This is a genomic window from uncultured Catenibacterium sp., assembly GCF_900540665.1.
GTDB lineage: Bacteria > Bacillota_I > Bacilli_A > Erysipelotrichales > Coprobacillaceae > Catenibacterium.
The window spans coordinates 1-17889 of sequence record NZ_UQGV01000045.1; the positions used below are offsets into that span (position 1 = coordinate 1).

A 17889-nucleotide genomic window follows, 5' to 3' on the forward strand; every position below is an offset into this window, starting at 1 on the left:
GCATTAAACACTGACTTAGTTTGTGATGCTATCAATACAGCAATGAGAGAGTTATTCTTACAGATCGTTTATGGACGTTCTCAGTCTGCTTTCTCAGAAGGTGGTTTAGTAGTTGGTGCTGGTCTTGAAGACTTAGGTAAAGGTTTAAGATCAATGGTAGGTACATCTTATGCTACTAAGAAGAAAGGTCCTCGTTACCTCGAATTAACTGAAGGTTACATTACTAGAGTTGCTTTAGATAATGATGACCAGATCATCGGTTACGAATTCGTAAATCTTGGAAGAATGATGGACATGATCAAAGCTGGAGAAGATGCTAATGAAGCTGTTAAGAAGGCAACAGGTTCTTATGGACGTTTTGCTGATGCTGCTAAGTACATCGATCCAAGAAAGGAATAATTAGGAGGTAGAACAATGGCTATTACATTTGAAGGTTATGAAAGAAGAATCAATCAGATCAATAAAACTTTAAACGAATATGGTATCAAAGATATCGAAGAAGCTAAGAAGATCTGTGATGATAAAGGAATTGATGTTTATAACATCGTTAAATCTACTCAGCCTATCTGCTTCGAAAATGCTTGCTGGGCTTACACTGTAGGTGCTGCAATCGCAATCAAGAAAGGTGATGTTAAGGCTGCTGATGCTGCTAAGACAATCGGTATTGGTTTACAGTCATTCTGTATCCCTGGATCAGTTGCTGATGACCGTAAAGTAGGTTTAGGTCATGGTAACTTAGGTTCAAGACTTCTTGATGAAGAAACTCAGTGTTTCGCTTTCTTAGCTGGTCATGAATCATTCGCAGCTGCTGAAGGTGCAATCAAGATCGCATTAAACGCTAATAAAGTTCGTAAGAACCCATTAAGAGTTATCTTAAATGGTTTAGGTAAAGATGCTGCTAAGATCATCTCAAGAATCAATGGTTTCACATATGTTGAAACTCAGTTCGATTATTTCACAGGTGAGGTTAAAGAATTATCTAGAACTGCTTATTCAAATGGTGATAGAGCTAAGGTTAACTGCTATGGTGCAGATGACGTACGTGAAGGCGTAGCTATCATGCATAAAGAAGGTGTAGATGTATCAATCACTGGTAACTCTACTAACCCAACTCGTTTCCAGCATCCAGTTGCAGGTACATATAAGAAAGAATGTATCGAACAGGGTAAGAAATACTTCTCAGTTGCTTCAGGAGGAGGAACTGGTCGTACATTACATCCAGATAACATGGCTGCAGGACCAGCTTCATATGGTATGACTGATACTATGGGTCGTATGCATAGTGATGCTCAGTTCGCAGGTTCTTCATCAGTACCAGCTCACGTTGAAATGATGGGCTTAATCGGTATGGGTAACAACCCAATGGTAGGTGCTACTGTTGCAGTTGCAGTTGCTATTGAAGAAGCTAGCAAATAATTAATTCAACACTTAAAGTCCTGATTTATTCAGGGCTTTTTCTTTATTACTATGAATATTAATGATTATCAAAAATAAGCAATGAGAACATTAAATCCCGAACTGAGTAAGAAAGATGTACTTATTACTAGTGTAATGGGATTATGTGGTGAATCAGGAGAGGCAATAGATATCGTTAAAAAGTGGTTGATGCAAGGACATGATCTAGACAAAGATCATCTTATTAAAGAATTAGTCGATATAGCCTGGTATCTTGCTGAAGCTGCTACTGCATTAGATGTTCCTTTAGATACTATCTTACAAGGTAACCTAGATAAACTACATAAAAGATATCCTGATGGATTTAATACAAAAGCTTCTATCAACAGACAAAAAGAGGATTGATTCTATTACAGAGTCAATCCTATTTCTTTAGATTTCATAATCAATGACTCTAACTTTCTTCATCTTAGGTCTTTCATTAAAGCTTTCATTTGAGTTTGAATTTCAACTTCCAAAAAAACGCATATGATCCGAATCATTATCAATTTCCTAATCAAAAAAGATAAGATCACCTTCTTTTCTATCTTTCCACTTTCCTTGATTCTTATCGTTGTTTGTATTCATTTGAATAAATGCTATACTATGAGCAAGGAGAATTGATTGTTATGAAACCAATTAAAGATATTGATTCAGATAATAATAATGTTAGTCTTCCTGAAGCAATCGAAAATAAGTTAAATGAAGCAGAAAAAGATTACGAAGAAGGAAGAAGTCATACTGAAGAAGAAACATGGGGAATGTTTAGTAAAAAGTATGGGATTGACTTATAAAATATTATCTTAACTCTATGAAAATGAAACAGTGCACAAAAAGAGGATTGAATCTGTACTTACAGAGTCAATCCTCTTTCTTTTAATTCCAATAATCTAAGTAATCATATTCAGCATAACTACTAATAGATGCAAATTTCTGATATGTATCTCTATCCATAACAGCATATTTACTTGTTTTATTCTCTGTCTTAGTCACAAGAACATTTGTATCTCTAGAAAGTCTATAGAAACGATACGTATTTCCTTTTAATACAACACTGTAATCAGGTGAACCATAACGCGCTTTACTTTCATCATACTTACTAACACCTTCTGGTAACTGATCAATAAATTCTAAACTATTAATCTTAGAAGAAACAGAAGTAGACTTATATAAAGAATAAGCTGTCTTCTTTTCACCACTTACATCAGCCTTTAATAAATATGCATTAGGACTAGGGAATACAAATACAGCCATTACACCAATAAACAAACATACAATAATACCTGCAATTATCTTTTTCTTAGAATTCATTTTACTTTCCTCCTCTTATATTATATCAAGAAGGTAAATCTCTCTTCTACCACATGTATATTATTATTTAATAATTGTTTTTTGTTATAGATATAAATAATAGTGAACTCATATATATTGTGTGTAAATACTCAAAAACCCCTTCGTCAGAAGGGATTATAAGAACTTATCTAATTCATTTTTTACCTGTTCATTGATCTTATTAGTAGGATGATCAATTCTATTACCCCTCATAATAACTGCTTCAATATGTCTTAGTGCCAGTAAATCATCTAATGGATTGTTCTTTGTAACAATCATATCAGCTGACTTACCCACTTCAATAGAACCAGTCTCATCATCAATGCCAGCCATTCTAGCTGCCTGCAATGTAGCACAATAAAGCGCATATGCATTACTTACACCTGCATACTTATGGAAATAATGTAATTCTCTCCAGAAGTCATATTGTGTAATCCAAGGACATCCTACATCGTTTCCTAATACGACAGGAATATCATTCTCTAATGCCTGTTTCGCACACTCTATAATTCCATCAAATACGACTTTACCATTGAATTGTTCTACTTCTGATGCATTCGTAATAGAACGATCAAATAAAGCATATGGTAATGCAGGTGATAATGTTGTACATAGGAATGCATTATTCTCTTTAAATAACTGAATCATATGATCATCTAGCTTAGCACCATGCTCTATAGAATCTACACCATTCTCCAAAGCCACTCTAACACCATCAGATGATTCTACATGCGCAGCCACCTTAAAGCCTAATTCATGTGCTTTATCACATACCGCTTTAACCATTTCAGGAGCCATCTTTAATTCCCCAGGAACACCCTTTTTCTTTGCATCTAAAACACCACCTGTAATCATTAATTTAATTAAATCGACATTCTGTTCCTTTGCTTTACTTACCTGTAAAAGTGCATCATCAATTGTTTCTGCCGCAATAGCCACACTCCCTGCCATATGACCATGAGGTACTGAAATACCTTCATTACCTGCTAAAATACGTGGTCCCTTCTTTTTACCACAATTGATTTCATCACGTACACGTGTATCAAAATCTCTAATACCACCTAATGTTCTAATTGTAGTAACACCACTGAGTAATTCCATTTCCGCAAATCCACTCACCATATTATGAGTAATAGCACGTGTAATAGGATTACTCATCAAGAAACGTACTAACTTCTCATTATCTCTTTGTTTCTTTTGTGGCTTCCCATTTCCTGCCAAATGAACATGCATATTAATAAGACCAGGCATGATATAGTTTCCCTTTAAATCTATAACATGACACTGTGTAAGATCTGCTTCTTCTTTTAAAACAATATTCTTAATCTTCCCCTTTTCTACAAAGATAACATACCCTTCCTGTACACACATTTCCTTAGTACCATCTATTATCCTGCCATTGATATAAGCATCCATATTATGCTCACTCCTCTCTTATATCTATGATATCATATTCATCTTATAATAACTGAAATATCACCATTCAAGCACAAAAAAGAAGAGATAGCATTACACTATCCCTTCCCTAAAAAAGATGAATCTTTAGTCTTTCTTCTTTACAGAAACATAACCAGCTAAAGATAAAGCCATAGCTGATACTAATCCAAATAATGAAGTTGGATCACCTGTCTTAACAGTATCATCCTTCTTATCAGTTGGTTTAGTTGTTGGCTTTTCAGTAGGTTTTTCTTCAGGTTTTACTTCTGGTTTTGTTTCTGGCTTAATTTCAGGTTTTTCAGATGGTTTTTCTGGTTCAATTACAACCTTTTCTTCTAAGGCATTTACTGCATTAGTTAACTTAGCCACAACTTCAGCTACTTCTACCTGAGTTGCATTTTCTTTATCAAGACCCTTAGCTTCTGCAACAACATTCATTAATGCAGTCCAAGATTCTTCAGTATACTTACTTTCATCTAATTTCTTAATTTCAGCAAGTTTTGCATCTAATGCAGTTGTATCACCCTTAAGAACATCTAAGCCCTTAATAGCATCTTCAAGCTTCATAGCTGCTTCATTTACTTCTTCCTGAGAAGCATTTTTGTTTTCTACAACAGCTTTAGCATCTTTTAATGCCTTAGCAAATGCATCACGTGCTTTCTTAACAGCCTTATTTAAAGTATCTTCAGAGATAGCTTCAGCCTTAGTCACTGTTTCTTTAAGTTCAGCCTTATTTACTTTAGAAACTACCTTTAAGTTCTTCATAGCTGTACGTAATGCATTCATTACTTCTTCGTTATTTAAATCTTCTTTTGCATAAGCCTTCTGAGCTTCAATTAATGCTTCTAAGAATGCATCAACAGATTCAGTAGTCTTATCAGTTAAATCCTGACCATAAGCTTCTTTTAATAGATCCTTAAGTTCAGTATTTTCAGCTACCTGTTCATAAGTAAACTGTACTTCTGCAATTTTATACCAGCTGTCACTTGCTTCTTTCATTTCAAGTTTAACATACTTCACTGGCTGTTTATCGAATGTGAATGTCTGTTCTAGAGTATTCGCATCCATCTTTAAGTTACCAACTGTAGTCCAGTTTTCTTTATCTTCAGATACCATGATATCTGCATTCTTGATAATATCTGAACCTGGTCTTTCAGGGGCTGAAATCTTAATACCACTCATATTCACTTTATTTGCAAAAGTAAATGTGATATGTTTACCTACTTTCTGTGCATCATTGAACCAAGCAAATGTATCTCTATTACCATCAAGCATCTTGTCATAGCTATACTTATCACTTGGAGAAACACCTAATGACCAATAACCATCAGATGCCTGAACACTAGGAACATTTCCATCTCGCTTCATTAAACCATTTCTAGCAGCAACTAATTCATCATATGCAGTCTTCACTGCTTCATCAGTCACATCTTCACCATAAAGAACCTTCTTGCCATTCTTTACAGCTTCTAAATATTCAGCATAACCAGAAGCATAACCATTATCACCCATTGGATTTTCTACTTCTACCCATAATGGATAGTAAGCACGTTTAACAGCTTTCTTCTTAGCGTTATTTAACTGAATAAGAATTGCATCTACATCCTGCTGTAAAGCCTTCTTATCATCATAAAGCTTCTGTGCTTCATCTAATGCAGTTTTGTATTCACCAAATGTTGCACCGATATAATCATTTTCATCTAAGCAATTATCTAAAGCAGCCTTTAAGTCAGTCTTATCTGTGTAAATTTCATAAGTGAAAGTGAAAGTATCGCCCTTCTTACTATATGTACCAGTTGCACTGTCTTTATCAGATACTAAACGATAACCATAAATCTTTTCAGCAGTGAAGTTATATTCATCACCGACATTACCATAACGAGTCACCGGACTCATAATTTCTTTACCATCTTTATCAACATATTTGATAGTCACTTTACCTAATGAATCAGCTGGTAAGATTGAACCTGAATCTGGTAAAGTAGAACCCTTTTCAAATGCTGCAACATGTCCAAGCTTTGCATAATTAGCCTTGAACTGGTCATGAGAAATAATACTATTAGACTTTGTATTCCATGCCTTAGTTGCAAGTGCACGCATTTCATTTGCGATATCTTCAGTAATAGTATCTTCATCACATACATCAGCCTTATCACACCAGATGGCAAGTGATGCACCCTTAATAGCTGGGTTATCATCCGCAATAGTGTTAGCCTGGAATTTACCTGGAGTCCATTCATCAAAGATTAACTTATCAGAATTTAAGTTATCAAATGAATGCTGTTTACGTCCATCATTTGGCATAGATGGTCTTAATACATAATAGAAGAAACTTGCGTTTACGTTATAAATAGTATCATGACCCTTATCTAAGAAAGTCTGAAGCTTCGCAATGCTGGAGTTCCAAGACATCTGGCTCCAGAAGTCAATTCCGATGTACTTATGCATTTGGATCATCTGTTTCTTACCATAGTATGAATTTTCTCCATAGTAGATACCATCATTCCAAATACGTGGAGTAAATCCTTTTTCATGTACATGTTCTGCTAAGTCATTGATATATTTCGCAATAACATCCTTCCAAGTTGCATTAGGATCAATGTTTTCTCTTGCATAATTATCTAATACAGACTTGTACTGAGTAGTGAAAGGTGCACGGTCGAATTCCATATATTCATCGCCACCGATGTGGAAGTCTGTACATCCTTCAAATAATTCCATATATTCATCATATAAGCTATAAATATACTTAATCGCTTCAGGATTAGTTACATCTAGACCTGATTTATAATGATTACCATATGCATCTACCTGTCCATATTCTGGATGTGCTCTTAAAATCTGGTCAACATGGCCTGGAGAGTCAAATGATGGAATGACTTTAACGCCGTATTTCTTTGCTTCTGCAAGAATTTCTCTTACATCAGCTTTAGTTAAATGCTGTTCAGATACGATTGATGGATCTGTTTCACATTCAATACGGAAACCTAAATTTTCTGAGAAATGCATCTGGATTGCATTCATCTTGAAGTAAGACATTTCTCTGATCTGTCTGATGAACCAGTCTTTAGAGATGTACTTACGAGCCATATCTACATGGATACGACGTTCAGCAACATTAGGATAGTCAACGATTTCACCATAAGCTAAGTTGTTGTTATTCGCAATAGCAAGCTGTTCAATAGTACGTAAACCATATAAAACAGCTGTTTCACTTGCACCAGTTAAATGGATACCAGTATCATCGATTGTGATCTTATAAGCTTCTTTACTTGTAGTCTTATCAGTAATTTCTGATACAGGCTTGATATCAATAGTGATATCAGTAGGTGTACCATCCTGATTATAAAGCATAGCCTGAGCATCACTAGAAACAATCTGCTTAGCCATGAATTCTGAGTTAACTAATTTAACAATTTCTGCAAGTCTTTCATTTTTCAAGTTAGCTTCATTCGCAACAATAACGAATTTAGAATCTTTAGTCATTACCCAAGTCTTATCAGATGCATCTTTAGTATATGACTGCAAGATTGGTGTAGTTGCAGCGACTAATTGTTCATTTGTCATTGTTCTTTCAGTAATTGCAGAAGTCCCATTGTAGGCCTGTGCAACTATAGCGCCACTTGAAAGCGTCATAGAAGAAACGAGCATAACGCTCATTAATATACGTTTCATATTATTTGTGTTCATATTCATTTTTCCCTATCAAGTAAGAGGCAGGCAAAACTGCCTCTTGATTAATTAATTAAGCTTTTTTTCTTTTTAAAGAGATATAAACGATAGCTGAAGCAGTCATAAGAGCGAACATTCCAGCAATCATAGTAGAATCACCTGTCTTAACAGTGTCATCCTTCTTATCAGCTGGTTTAGTTGTTGGCTTTTCAGTAGGTTTTTCAGTAGGTTTTTCAGATGGTTTTTCTGGAACAGTTGGTTTTTCTGGTTCAATAACAACCTTTTCTTCTAATGCATCTACTGCTTCATTTAACTTAGCAACAGCTTCACCAATTTCTTTCTGAGTTGCGTTTTCTAAGTCAATAGCCTTTACTTCTTCTACTACAGCCATTAATGATGCCCAAGATTCAGCAGTATACTTGCTTTCATCTTTCTTAGCAACATTTTCAAGAGCTGCATTTAATGCTTCTGGATTACCTCTAAGAACCTTTAATCCTTCGATAGCATCATTTAATGCCCTAGTAGCTTCGTTTACTTCTTCCTGAGAAGCATCCTTAGCAAGAACAGCCTTAGCATCAGCTAATGCTTTGTTGAATACTTCAACGTTCTTCTTAATTGCTTTATTTACTTCTTCTTCAGTTAAACGTTCAGCCTTAGCAACTGCTTCAACAAGAGCATCTGTATTCACTACAGGTGCATCAACTAAGCCTTCAATAGCCTTATTTAAACGATTGATAACTTCTTCATTCTTGATATCTTCAGCAACTAATGCTTTCTGAGCTTCAATAAGTGCTTCTAAGAATTCATCTCTAGATGCAACTGTCTTGCCCTCTAAATCTTCTTCCTTAGCTTTTTCAATTAAATCTTTTAATGTAGTATCTTCACCAATTGCTTCTAATACGAACTCAACTTCAGAAATCTGATACCAAGCTCCATATCCTGAATTGATGTAGATTCTTACATACTTAACTTCCTGAGCATCAAAGTCAAATCTCTTTTCTAATGGATCTGTTTCCTTTAATGTTCCAACCTTAGTCCAGTTCACTTTATCAGCAGAAATCTGAACTTCAGCATCACGTAAGATATCACCCTGGGCTGCCTGTACAACATTCACACCTGATAATTTTACTTTAGTTGGGAATGTGAATAATACTTCATCACCAGCTGTCTGGTTATCACCAAACCAACACTTAGAATTACGGTTACCGTCAATCATGTTGTTATATGAGTACCAGCTATAATATCCCTTAGTTGCAGAAATAGTAGGCTTATCTGCAGCTTTCTTAATTAATGCTTTCTTTGCATTCATGATGTTATTATAAGCAGCTTCAGCTGTTTCAACATCTAAGTTTTCATCTTTAAGAGTGTTCTTCCCGTTATTAACGGCATTCATATAAGCCTGATATCCAGATGCATAAGCAGCATCACTCACTGGATAATAAGCTTCTACATATAACTTGTAGAATTTAGCCTTTACAGCTTTTTCTTTTGCAGTACGAAGTGTAGCTAATGTGTCATCAACTTTCTTCTGTCCTGCTGTAGGATCTTCTTTAACGTCTTTCGCAACGTCTAGAGCTTCTTTATATTCCTTAACAGTTTCAGGAATATAATCCTTAATCACTAATGCATTATCAACTTCGTTAATTAATGCTTCCTTATCAGTAAATGTCTTATAAGTTAAAGTGATTGTTTTATTTTCCTTATATACGCCTGTTAATGATTCACTTGCCTTTTCAAACTTATAACCATAAAGTTCTTTAGGTTCGATAGTGTATTCATTATCTTTTAAGCCATATAAAGTTTCTGTTGGTTCAATTGTCTGTCCAAATTCATTCTTATATTCAATTGTAAGTGCAACAGACTGTCCTTCATAAAGAACCTGACCTGGTTCTGGTAAAACGCTCTTATAACCAGGAACGCGTCCAATCTTATCAAATGCCTTCTTAACATCTGCATATTCAGGCATTGAATCTGATGTATTCCACATCTTGTATGCAGTTGCACGTGTTCTATAGAAGATGTTATTTGCAACTGAATCCTGTGTCATATAACCAGGAACGTCACACCAAATTGCATAAGAACCACCTTTAATAAAGTTTGCATAAGGTTTGTTATAAGTCTGTGGAATGCCACCCTGTAATGTAGAGAACTTACCAGGATTCCATTCTCTATAAATTCTATCCCCTTCAGGACATGCATTCTGTAACCACCAAGAAGATAATACATAATACATGTAAATATCAGAGTAGTTGATAACTTTGTTACCATTTGCTACAAACTTTTCGATGCTTGCACAGTTCTGTGGAGCTGCCCAGTAACAGATTTCGATATCTGGATCTAACTTATATCCAGTATAGTTTCCATACATCACACCATCGTTCCAAGTTCTAGGAGTCATACCCTTTGACTTAGCGATTGCAGATACTTCATTGAAGTATTCCATGATCTGTACATACTGTTCATTAGAGAAGTTAGAGAATTTTTCTAAGAATTCATCTCCACCAATGTTAAATCTCTTACATCCAGCTTCTGAGAAGAAGTCGATAAATTCAGTCATTAAATCGATTAAGAAGCCGCGTGCTTCATCATTTGTAAAGATATTGAAGCACTGTGCTCTTCTACCATCATATGGGAATAAGCTTGCACAGCTATAATCAGATGGTAAATATCTTAGAACTGCACCAAGATGACCTGGAGAGTCTAAAGATGGGATCACTTCGATATGATATTCATTTGCAACTTGAATAATTTCTAACATATCCTGTTTAGTTAGATACTGGTTGTTTACATACTGGAAGCCATCAATTGCTTCAAGAGTATCACTTTGTAGTCTGAAACCTTCGTTTTCAGAAAAATGAAGCTGAATTGAATTGTATTTCTGCCAAGATAAATCCTTGATTAATGAAATGATCCAATCCTTTGTGAAGAACTTTCTTGCACAGTCCAAATGGAATGAACGATCTTCAACATCAGAATAGTCAACAATATTTCCCTTAGTTAAAACATTGTCACCTTCAATTAACATCTGAACTACAGATGTTAAACCATAATAGATTCCTGTTTCATCTTCTGCAGAAATAGTAATATTATTCTTAATATCTACTGCATAAGCATCATTTTTACCAGTTAAATCTGGATTAGTTCCCATTTTTACAATGATGTCATTGTCTGCAGCATTTTCTAATGTACCAAAAACAATCTGTGGTGCTTCTGATAAAACACCTCTGTCTGCTAACTGCGAACTTGCACGTTTCAAATCACGTAATAACACTTCATTATTAAGTGTCTTTTCATTTGAAACCACAAGTAAACGGCTTTTCTTTGGCAATGTAAATGTGTCTGAATCCTTTGTGTAGCTCTGTACATTTGGATAAATCACATTAGGTGCCGCGAAAGCTGGTGCAGCTGCAGAAGCAACTCCAGATAGCGCAATAATTGCAGCTAAGCCTACTTCAACAATTTTTTTCCCTTTCATGATTTCACCTCTTTCTTTGTTGATAAGACTAAAGATTTCACCTCCACTCTTAAATTTGATAGATTGAAACAAAAAAAAGATCGCATTCACGATACCCTAAAAAGGGCGTGTGAATGACGGTCTTGCCTACTTAAAGTAACAATCCTTCGACATCAGTATACATGACCTGATATAAACAAGTCAACAGATATCGCTTACAAGTTGTAATAATATTACATCCATTTCCGTTATATACTTTTTTTAATATGAATTTATGTTGGTATATAGAAACTTTTTTATATCTATTTTTAAAACGTATCATCACCGTTCTTTTCTATTACCTTTCTAAATACCTCATTGAGTGGTTCCCATGATGATTCTCCATCGATAAAAGAAGATACATCTCTTTCCCCTATTTTACTTAATATGAAACAATCTAAAGAAGGGATACAATCCACATATTGTTGTTCCTTGCTATGCTTCTTGATCATTAATAGTTTATTCATATCATCCCTTAATTCAGTAGGCAGCTCACATTCTATCAGCCTCTCTATTTCTATTGGAGGCTGTTTTTTGTAATCCACAATATACTGACTTGATAATATACATCGAAGAATATAGAGATACTTCTTCACAGGTACTTTTTCATTATTCATATATTTCAATGCTGTTTTGGCCATTCTTTGATAATGATGATATAACTTCTTCTGTGAAAAATAGAAAGGAATTACTTCTCTAATATAAGATGCTTCTTTAGTTTCTTTATACACAATCGGTGATGCAAACCATTCAAGAAGTGATGGATTTGATTTATAGAGAAGTTTTAAAGCCTTTTTGATATCCCAACCACTTATATCAAACACTTCATCTATTGGCAGTTCTATCACATCTGATTTTTCATCTAAACATAGATACTCTTTCTTATCTCTTACATAAATAAAACGCACATCATAATCACTATCAGTAGATTCAAAACCCCAGGCACGACTTCCCGACTCTACCGCATAAATAATCTTTACATGTTCCTTCTGCTCAATCTCATTAAGCTTATTAATAATTTCTTCTCTCATTTCCATGCTCCTTATAGTTATACACAGGCTTTAACACCTCTATTACATCTACTGTTTCTTTGATGACATCTAGTATATCTTCTACTTTTTTATATGCCTGTGGTGCTTCATCCAATGTATCTAGAGAAATAGAAGTTGTATAGATTCCTTCCATAGACTTCTTATATTCCTTGATATCCAACATTTCTTTTGCTTGCTTACGTGATAATATTCTTCCCGCACCATGAGGTGCTGAATAGTTCCACTCCCTATTTCCTTTACCTATACCTATAATAGACCCATCCTTCATATTCATAGGAATAAGAACTTTCTCACCTTTTACTGCTCGTATAGCCCCTTTTCTTAATATCATCTCATTGATATCTATGTAGTTATGAATGGTATGAAAAGAGTCGATTTCTGTAAGAGATGCCTTTTCCATTATCATACTGGCTATTAGTTCTCTATTTCTCATCGCATACTTCTGACATATCTCTATATCATGAAGATAATCATTGAGTGCATCACCATACAACCAACATAAGTCTTCTGGAATATCTAACGTTCCATAACCTTCCTTAAGTTCCTCTAATGCGTGATTAATTTCTTTGTTTTTTCCAAGTTCTTTATATTCTTTAATGATTTCCTGGCGTCTTAATATATATTCATCCCATCCTCTATGTAGATTAATTGCACGTCTTTGATATATTTCTGCCACCTGTTTTCCTAAATTACGACTGCCTGAATGAATAACCAAATAATAATCACCTGATTTAGACTGTTCAATCTCTGCAAAATGATTTCCTCCACCTAGTGTTCCTAAAGACTTTTCTAGATGAGATAACTTCTTAAGAGATGAATAACACTTTAACTCTTTTAAATCAAATGATTCTATAGGAGAATCCCATACATTCATTCCCGAAGGAATCCATGAACATACTTCATCAACCTTCTTAAAATCAATTTCTTTATTTAATAATTTCACTGTATACATCCCACAGCCTATATCTACACCTACAATATTAGGACATACCTTATCCTTAATAGTCATTGTCGTACCAATTGTACAACCTTTTCCCGCATGTACATCTGGCATGATACGAATCTGACTTCCTAATGTAAGATCATAATCACACATTCTTTTAATCTGTTCTAAAGCTTTTTCATCTATCTGTGATGCAAAACATATCGCATTATTTTTCTTTCCTCTTATTTCTAGCATTGTTTCTCACCTCAACAACATCATAGAGAATAAGACGCTGATTATCATGGACAAAAAGTTGCGAACTATAGTAAAATCATACATAAGGAGGAAAATTCCATGTTTGATCTAATGTTTACAATAGTTCCTGTACTAGTAATAGGAATGTTCATCTATGTTATAGTCAGTGGTATTGGTTCCTGGCATAAAAATAATAATTCACCACGTCTAAGTGTTCCAGTAAAGATAGTCACTAAACGTGCAGATACTATGTATACACACCACGAGGATATGATGTCATCATCACATACAACCTACTACGTGACTTTTGAAGTAGAAAGTGGCGATAGAATAGAACTTGTAGTACCAAGTAGTGAATATGGATTCATGGTAGAAGGAGACCAAGGAAAACTTACTTTCCAGGGAACAAGATATATATCATTTGATAGAAATTACTAAAAGGGCGAATTATCGCCCTTTTTAAATGGAATATGCTTTTTGTTTCTTTAATCTTTGTCTTATGAGTTGTTTGAATTCTAAAGGTTCTATTACTTTAATCATAGGACCAAATGACAACAATCGAATCACCATCTCTGTCTCATCTGATTCATCATAGAATAGTTTCACTAAATAAGTATTTTCTTTTTTCTCTGTCTCTTTTTTAAAATGTGCAAAGTGAAGAAGAACTCTATCCAGTGTATTTCTTTCATCCTTTACTTCTATCAAGACATATTTTTCTACTCTTTGTTTATTTGTAGTAGAAACATTATTGTTAGTCAAATGACATTCTTCTATTCTTGAAACATTGATTACTGTTCCATCATATGCAACTAAACGGAACTTATCATCCTTCTCTGAATATTCTAATAGCTGCGGTAAAACAAAACTTGTTTTCTGCTTCGTTTTCCATACAACAACTAGACCAGACTTCTCTTTAATGGCCTGCATGATGATATGAAAATTCTTCTGATACTGTAAGTCTGTATAAGAATCACCATCACTATATTGATCGTAAATATAAATATCATCAGGTGTAAAGAGTGGTTCTACATCATCTAGAAAAGACCAGGAATAAGAAAACAGCTGCATATGGGGATCTAACGAAATAGCCTTTAACCATCTCTTTTGAAGGAGTGTCAAAGGATAAGTAGACACATCTATATTCTTTATAGGCCATCTTTCTAACACTTCTTCTAACATCATAAAGCTTTCTTTAAACGCATTCTCATTTATTATTTCATTTACATGGGTAAATGAAGACTGTATAAGATAAGTCACTGTCTTATAGTAAAGACTATATATTTCATGAAAAATCATCTTCCCCCTCCTCATAATAACGATACATCTCTTCTAAATCTTGTTTAAATTGTTTTTCTACTTCTTTATTCGATATAAAAATAGATTGAATACGACATATAAATGTACGAATCCAGGGAATCATTTCCTTTACATCATACACTTCTGCATAAAAACGACTTGTATTCTCATTTAATCTTTCTACATATCCACATCTCTTTTCACGCAATAATCGTCTATATATATGTTCTTCCCATGGTTCATGGTGTAGCGTAAATTCTACTGTTTCTAAAGAACCATTAGAAAAACTTACACCCCATAGATGTTTCTTCATTTCTTCTAACTCTTTTCTATATATCTCAAAGCCTTCTGCTTCTTCTAGAGACTTGATAGAAATAATATGATCTAGACGAAATGAATACATCTTTTTACTTTGACACATATAAGCTATCAAATATTGTCTGCCATCCTGCACACTTATAAATATACTAAGAGGGAGCACCTTTATTCTATTATTTGATGTTCTTATCGATACATACTTATACTGATGTATCGCATTGAGTAAATCATAAAGCACTTCACTGTCTAATACATGAGTGAGGTAATGATGTTTAAAACCAAAAAGAGATTCTTCTTTCTCCTGCTTATCTAGTATATAAGAACCAATCACACCACACGGAGATACTTCACTAAAGAAATCAAGAATATCATGAGGAATAATATAATCTTCACTTAATTGATAATAGCTCTTCTTTCCTTTTCTATTTGTGATAATAACCCCTTCTTCAACATATTCTTTTAGTTTCTTTCTAAGTGTTGATTCATCATAGAGATACGTATGATTTGTCTTCTGGTCTATTTGATCCATAAGTTCACTCATGGATAGAGAGGTATGCAGTAAGTCTAATATAAGAAAGTGAAGAATGATATCATGATCAGTAAAGCTTTTTGTCTTCCATACTCTATATAAGGGATTATGCTGGGTGATACGTGTATTAATAGATAAGTAAGGAACCTTACCACCTGGTGTTATATGATAATCAATATAATCACTCATATAGCTTTCTATACGTCTTTTTTCATTATCATAAGAACGTGAACTTTTAATTGTATAGTCCTGTCGACTCTTGAATCCATTGATATAGAATTCTCTGATATACTCACGTATTTTATTGAAGTTCTTAACTGGTTCCTGATACATAAGTTCATCTGCCACTCTAAATGTGATTAAATATACTCACATCGAGATAATGTAAGTTCTCACGAACATTACTTACTATGTCATCGTGTATGCTTTGGATTGACCGAAATCATATCTACTCACAAGTTCATGTACACTCCATAGTCGTAAATTCCCGAAATAGCCTTCGGTACATACCTACGCTTGCGTTTGTTTATGCAACTTCGTAAGTTGTAGCATCTCTCAGATTAAGTGCAGCATTGAAATCTCTGTCTTCGATATAACCACAGTCACATCTGAAAATTCTATCTGAAAGCTTTAAATCTTTCTTGATATGCTTGCAGCAGTGACATGTCTTAGATGATGGGTACCATCTATCTACTATTCGAAGTTCAATTCCGTACTCCCTGCATTTAGCTAGAAGTTTTGTTTTAAATTCATAAAACTTCTGCGAAGCAACTACCTTTGAAAGATGTCTGTTCTTCATCATTCCTGATACGTTTAGATCTTCAATCGTTATATAAGATGGCTTGGTTTTCACTATCTCTGCGATTATCTTATTGATGTAATCAGTACGAATATTGTCGATTCTCTGATGAAGTTTCTGTATCTTAAGCTTTTGTTTCTGTATATTTCTCTTTTGAGTGGACCCTCCTTTCTTTAGATTTTCATACTTTCGAGAAAGACCTCTCTGTTCTCGAGCAAGCTTTTTTTCAAGCTTCTTTAATTTTGCAGATTTGTTGATGTTCTTATAAGTTTTTCCATTAGAGATAATGGCAAAATCCTTTAATCCAAGGTCAATGCCAATTCCTTCACTGGAATTACTGGCTATCGCTTTGTCAGGGATTTCTATAAGAACTGAAACATAGTATCTGTCAGCTTTTATTGAGACATGACCGCTCTTAATTACATATCCGCCTTTTGTAGTTGGAATATATATTCATGACATTTTTTACAATAGTAGTATACACCTTCATTCACGCCATATTGCTAAGTAAAAATAAGCAGGCGAGTTGATGTTTAATTCCAATTTTTATCACCTCTCATTTTGATTTACTTTCTTGTTCCATCTTCATAAAACATCTTTTTTAAAGCAAGTTCTGTTGGAATAATAGATACAATTAGAATAATACATTGCAATAGGACAAAGATAAGAGAAATCATACTATATATATTGTCATTAGTACGTAATAGTAATACAGAAACAAGAACTGAAAAAACAAGCATGAATAACCCCATCTTATACCACAGTCTTCCACAGTGCTCATTCGAAAATTTCCATGTATCCATATTTTTCATTGAAAGCGTTGTTCTGTATCCTACCAAACCATTTATATTTTTGGGATAATGTTTCCACATGATTCTTCCTGTTACAATCACAACAACAGGAATCAACAAGTTACATAAAAACAATGCATACATAAGATATACCTCCTTTTGCATTTGTCTTATATCATTAACAGAAGCAGTTGTCGCAAAACTTGCGACAACTGAACGATTCAATTCTTCTTTCAATGCATCCCTAATATGCTTACCTAGCGTCTTGACTTGTCTCTCAAATAAATCAACCACACGATATCATTATTAACAGGCACATTAAGTTTAATTTCTTTATCTGCTGTTTCAAACAAAATCTATTCGTTTTTCATAATAGATTTACCTTCTTGTTAATTAAGTTCTTTCTCCTTTACATCTTCTTATCTTTTATATAGATACAGAAAAAGAACTTTCCTATATAAGTATTATACCATTTCTTATCAACAATTACTTTTACAACTATAGTAAGCGCCAAATAATATAGTGGATAGAAATAGACCTCATCATGTTAGATAAT

14 protein-coding genes and 1 pseudogene are annotated in these 17889 nt (G+C 34.1%); 5 read left to right on the plus strand and 10 right to left on the minus strand.

Annotated elements, in window-relative coordinates; all coding sequences use genetic code 11:
- From QZQ55_RS06905 to QZQ55_RS06920, 4 genes and pseudogenes are all read left to right on the plus strand, one after another.
- Nucleotides 1–399: pseudogene (locus QZQ55_RS06905) on the plus strand (hypothetical protein); the annotation flags it as partial.
- A 15-nt stretch (nucleotides 400–414) separates the two neighbouring features.
- Entirely contained in the window at nucleotides 415–1416 is a 1002-nt protein-coding gene (locus QZQ55_RS06910; RefSeq protein ID WP_295091531.1) for a GGGtGRT protein, read from the plus strand.
- 81 nt (nucleotides 1417–1497) lie between these two features.
- Nucleotides 1498–1800, plus strand: a complete 303-nt coding sequence (locus QZQ55_RS06915; protein WP_295091534.1) for a nucleoside triphosphate pyrophosphohydrolase family protein — start codon at nucleotides 1498–1500, stop codon at nucleotides 1798–1800.
- 263 nt (nucleotides 1801–2063) lie between these two features.
- A complete protein-coding gene (locus QZQ55_RS06920) occupies nucleotides 2064–2228 on the plus strand; it encodes a hypothetical protein (protein ID WP_295091537.1) in 165 nt (54 codons plus the stop codon).
- 82 nt (nucleotides 2229–2310) lie between these two features.
- On the opposite strand, the gene QZQ55_RS06925 is transcribed toward QZQ55_RS06920, so the two are convergent.
- The 6 genes from QZQ55_RS06925 to QZQ55_RS06950 all read right to left on the minus strand — a co-directional run bounded on the left by QZQ55_RS06925 (nucleotide 2311) and on the right by QZQ55_RS06950 (nucleotide 13600).
- On the minus strand, nucleotides 2311–2745 hold the full coding sequence (locus QZQ55_RS06925; protein WP_295091540.1) for a hypothetical protein: 435 nt from the start codon (nucleotides 2743–2745) through the stop codon (nucleotides 2311–2313).
- 156 nt (nucleotides 2746–2901) lie between these two features.
- A complete protein-coding gene (locus QZQ55_RS06930) occupies nucleotides 2902–4182 on the minus strand; it encodes an amidohydrolase family protein (RefSeq protein ID WP_295091543.1) in 1281 nt (426 codons plus the stop codon).
- Between the two features lie 126 nt (nucleotides 4183–4308).
- Entirely contained in the window at nucleotides 4309–7878 is a 3570-nt protein-coding gene (locus QZQ55_RS06935; RefSeq protein WP_295091545.1) for a family 20 glycosylhydrolase, read from the minus strand.
- A 70-nt stretch (nucleotides 7879–7948) separates the two neighbouring features.
- Nucleotides 7949–11350 (minus strand): family 20 glycosylhydrolase, encoded by a 3402-nt coding sequence (locus tag QZQ55_RS06940; RefSeq protein ID WP_295091548.1) that lies wholly within the window; start codon nucleotides 11348–11350, stop codon nucleotides 7949–7951.
- A gap of 287 nt (nucleotides 11351–11637) precedes the next feature.
- The gene (locus QZQ55_RS06945; protein WP_295091551.1) at nucleotides 11638–12399 is read right to left on the minus strand and encodes a nucleotidyltransferase domain-containing protein; all 762 of its coding nucleotides are present in this window, start codon (nucleotides 12397–12399) and stop codon (nucleotides 11638–11640) included.
- Nucleotides 12380–13600, minus strand: a complete 1221-nt coding sequence (locus tag QZQ55_RS06950; protein WP_295091553.1) for an RtcB family protein — start codon at nucleotides 13598–13600, stop codon at nucleotides 12380–12382. The genes QZQ55_RS06945 and QZQ55_RS06950 overlap by 20 nt, the downstream gene beginning before the upstream one ends.
- A 99-nt stretch (nucleotides 13601–13699) precedes the next feature.
- On the opposite strand from QZQ55_RS06950, the gene QZQ55_RS06955 reads away from it, so the two are divergent.
- Complete coding sequence (locus QZQ55_RS06955; protein WP_215657688.1) at nucleotides 13700–14038, plus strand: DUF2500 domain-containing protein; 339 nt, start codon at nucleotides 13700–13702, stop codon at nucleotides 14036–14038.
- A gap of 21 nt (nucleotides 14039–14059) precedes the next feature.
- On the opposite strand, the gene QZQ55_RS06960 is transcribed toward QZQ55_RS06955, so the two are convergent.
- The 4 genes from QZQ55_RS06960 to QZQ55_RS06975 all read right to left on the minus strand — a co-directional run bounded on the left by QZQ55_RS06960 (nucleotide 14060) and on the right by QZQ55_RS06975 (nucleotide 17627).
- Nucleotides 14060–14896: a WYL domain-containing protein gene (locus tag QZQ55_RS06960; protein ID WP_295091556.1), complete on the minus strand. Its 837-nt coding sequence runs from the start codon at nucleotides 14894–14896 to the stop codon at nucleotides 14060–14062.
- Entirely contained in the window at nucleotides 14883–16091 is a 1209-nt protein-coding gene (locus tag QZQ55_RS06965) for a YafY family protein (RefSeq protein WP_295091559.1), read from the minus strand. Before QZQ55_RS06965 ends, QZQ55_RS06960 begins: the two co-directional genes overlap by 14 nt.
- Nucleotides 16092–16269: 178 nt before the next feature.
- Nucleotides 16270–16995: a transposase gene (locus QZQ55_RS06970; protein ID WP_307983178.1), complete on the minus strand. Its 726-nt coding sequence runs from the start codon at nucleotides 16993–16995 to the stop codon at nucleotides 16270–16272.
- A 113-nt stretch (nucleotides 16996–17108) separates the two neighbouring features.
- Entirely contained in the window at nucleotides 17109–17627 is a 519-nt protein-coding gene (locus QZQ55_RS06975) for an SdpI family protein (protein WP_295091562.1), read from the minus strand.
- Between the last annotated feature and the right edge of the window lie 262 nt (nucleotides 17628–17889).